1 protein-coding gene is annotated in these 1,318 nt (G+C 62.7%); it reads left to right on the top strand.

Features of this window, described 5'->3' with window-relative positions:
* Positions 1–132 precede the first annotated feature (132 nt).
* Positions 133–1,299, top strand: coding sequence for an IS4 family transposase (locus MNZ39_RS24050; RefSeq protein ID WP_242341606.1), 1,167 nt, complete (start codon positions 133–135; stop codon positions 1,297–1,299).
* Positions 1,300–1,318 lie beyond the last annotated feature (19 nt).

Raw genomic sequence — 1,318 nt, 5'->3', positions numbered from 1 at the left:
CCTGAAGTATCCCCACGATCGCGCGACAAATGGCGAGTGAGATCGATCGTCTGCGATACGAGGCAGTTTGAAAGTTGAAGCGCGCAAGCGCCTCTGATCCTCTGAGTCTGCCAGGACGAAGAGGGGAGACGAATGCGCGCCGAAGAGATCTTACAGCGACGATTCGAGCACGAGCTAGGGTCGATTCACCTCTCGCGGGTGCGGCTGGTGTTCGCCGCTGTCTACACGCTGCTGAGGTCGGGGAAGTTGTCCCTGACGAGCTTGGGCCGCGCGATCGCCGGGGCCACCACCCACAGGCACGGCATCAAGCGTATCGACCGGCTCCTCGGAAACCGGCACATCCATCGTGAGCGCGTCGACTTCTATCGAGCGCTCGCGCGCGGCCTGGTGCAGCCGGGATCGCGTCCGCTCGTGATCGTCGACTGGACAGCCGTGACGACGCAGCTGTGGGCGCTCGTCGCGGCGGTTCCGTACCAAGGCCGAGCGCTCATCATCTACGCCGAGACGCATGGCATCAACAGCTACATGAAACCCTACGTGAACAAGACGTTTCTGGATAACGTGAAGGCAGTTCTCCCGGTGTGTATGCCCATCATTGTGACCGACGCGGGGTTCCGTACGCCGTGGATGAAGCTCGTCCTGTCGTACGGCTGGGACTACATCTCACGGGTTCGCGGCTTGAACCTGATCCGATCCGCTCGAGATGAAGCGTGGTGCGACATCGAGCGCCTCTGGAAGATGACCGGCGCTACGGCGTCCGAGCTCGGCTCGTACGAAATCGGCCGCAAGACTCACTTCCGGACGCGCGTCGTTGGGATCCGTAAGAAGCCGAAGTATCAGCGACGCCCGGCGAAGCGCGACTTCGGCCCCAAGAGACAGAAGCGAGCGGCTCGAGAGCCGTGGATCTTGGCGACGTCCTTGAGCGCGCGGCCGGCGAAGGTCGTCGCGATGTACTCACTCCGCATGCAGATCGAGGAAACGTTCCGCGACGCGAAGAGCCACCGCTTCGGGATTTCACTCAGTTACGCCAGAACGCAATCCAGTTCGCGCGCCGACGTTCTTCTGCTGCTTGCCGCCTTCGCTCACGTGCTCTACGTGCTGCTCGGCCTGGCGGCAGAGGCGGCGGACCTTCAGAGGCGGTATCAGGCGAACACGATTAGGAGACGACGGGTCCTCTCGTTGGCGATGCTGGGCAGACTTGTGCTCGCGGACCACGCGCCGGACCTCCTCGAAGGCGCCCTGGCGGAAGAACCATGGGACTCACTCCGAGAGCGTATCGCTGCCGCTCAGGTGTGCTGATTTGAGGGGATCCGTCAGG

The organism is Anaeromyxobacter sp. SG66 (genome assembly GCF_022690805.1).
GTDB classification, from domain to species: domain Bacteria; phylum Myxococcota; class Myxococcia; order Myxococcales; family Anaeromyxobacteraceae; genus Anaeromyxobacter; species Anaeromyxobacter soli.
The sequence above is the reverse complement of the archived record's forward strand: the minus strand, read 5'-3'. Positions and strand labels throughout refer to the sequence as shown.

Bases quoted from the DNA above. Each gene is read 5' to 3' on its own strand.
- MNZ39_RS24050 (WP_242341606.1), top strand. From the start codon at position 133: ATGCGCGCCGAAGAGATCTTACAGCGACGATTCGAGCACGAGCTAGGG.